General features: G+C 49.4%; 1 rRNA gene. It reads left to right on the top strand.

Annotated features, from left to right (window positions below):
* Positions 1–164: 164 nt before the first annotated feature.
* Positions 165–1,857: ribosomal RNA gene (locus VV867_RS30890) — 23S ribosomal RNA — on the top strand; the annotation flags it as partial.

The raw sequence follows: 1,857 nt of genomic DNA, 5'->3' as shown, positions 1-1,857 counted from the left end.
TCGTTCTTTAAAAATTTGGGTATGTGATAGAAAGATAGACTGAACGTTACTTTCACTGGTAACGGATCAGGCTAAGGTAAAATTTGTGAGTTCTCTTAATTGAGAAATTCGAATTTTCGGCGAATGTCGTCTTCACAGTATAACCAGATTGCTTGGGGTTATATGGTCAAGTGAAGAAGCGCATACGGTGGATGCCTTGGCAGTCAGAGGCGATGAAAGACGTGGTAGCCTGCGAAAAGCTTCGGGGAGTCGGCAAACAGACTTTGATCCGGAGATGTCTGAATGGGGGAACCCAGCCATCATAAGATGGTTATCTTGTACTGAATACATAGGTGCAAGAGGCGAACCAGGGGAACTGAAACATCTAAGTACCCTGAGGAAAAGAAATCAACCGAGATTCCCTTAGTAGTGGCGAGCGAACGGGGACTAGCCCTTAAGTGGCTTTGAGATTAGCGGAACGCTCTGGAAAGTGCGGCCATAGTGGGTGATAGCCCTGTACGCGAAAATCTCTTAGTCATGAAATCGAGTAGGACGGAGCACGAGAAACTTTGTCTGAATATGGGGGGACCATCCTCCAAGGCTAAATACTACTGACTGACCGATAGTGAACTAGTACCGTGAGGGAAAGGCGAAAAGAACCCCGGAGAGGGGAGTGAAATAGATCCTGAAACCGTATGCGTACAAGCAGTGGGAGCCCACTTTGTTGGGTGACTGCGTACCTTTTGTATAATGGGTCAGCGACTTATTTTCAGTGGCGAGCTTAACCGAATAGGGGAGGCGTAGCGAAAGCGAGTCTTAATAGGGCGTCTAGTCGCTGGGAATAGACCCGAAACCGGGCGATCTATCCATGGGCAGGTTGAAGGTTGGGTAACACTAACTGGAGGACCGAACCGACTACCGTTGAAAAGTTAGCGGATGACCTGTGGATCGGAGTGAAAGGCTAATCAAGCTCGGAGATAGCTGGTTCTCCTCGAAAGCTATTTAGGTAGCGCCTCATGTATCACTGTAGGGGGTAGAGCACTGTTTCGGCTAGGGGGTCATCCCGACTTACCAAACCGATGCAAACTCCGAATACCTACAAGTGCCGAGCATGGGAGACACACGGCGGGTGCTAACGTCCGTCGTGAAAAGGGAAACAACCCAGACCGTCAGCTAAGGTCCCAAAGTTATGGTTAAGTGGTAAACGATGTGGGAAGGCTTAGACAGCTAGGAGGTTGGCTTAGAAGCAGCCACCCTTTAAAGAAAGCGTAATAGCTCACTAGTCGAGTCGGCCTGCGCGGAAGATGTAACGGGGCTCAAACCATACACCGAAGCTACGGGTGCATCGCAAGATGCGCGGTAGAGGAGCGTTCTGTAAGCCTGTGAAGGTGAGTTGAGAAGCTTGCTGGAGGTATCAGAAGTGCGAATGCTGACATGAGTAACGATAATGGGTGTGAAAAACACCCACGCCGAAAGACCAAGGTTTCCTGCGCAACGTTAATCGACGCAGGGTTAGTCGGTCCCTAAGGCGAGGCTGAAAAGCGTAGTCGATGGAAAACAGGTTAATATTCCTGTACTTCTGGTTATTGCGATGGAGGGACGGAGAAGGCTAGGCCAGCTTGGCGTTGGTTGTCCAAGTTTAAGGTGGTAGGCTGGAATCTTAGGTAAATCCGGGATTCTAAGGCCGAGAGCTGATGACGAGTTAACTTTTAGTTAACGAAGTGGTTGATGCCATGCTTCCAAGAAAAGCTTCTAAGCTTCAGGTAACCAGGAACCGTACCCCAAACCGACACAGGTGGTTGGGTAGAGAATACCAAGGCGCTTGAGAGAACTCGGGTGAAGGAACTAGGCAAAATGGCACCGTAACTTCGGGAGAAG

Origin of the sequence: Pseudomonas sp. JH-2, from assembly GCF_036231725.1 — a bacterium.
Taxonomy (GTDB): domain Bacteria; phylum Pseudomonadota; class Gammaproteobacteria; order Pseudomonadales; family Pseudomonadaceae; genus Pseudomonas; species Pseudomonas delhiensis.
Note: the sequence above shows the minus strand (reverse complement) of the source record. Positions and strands in the feature narration are given on the sequence as shown.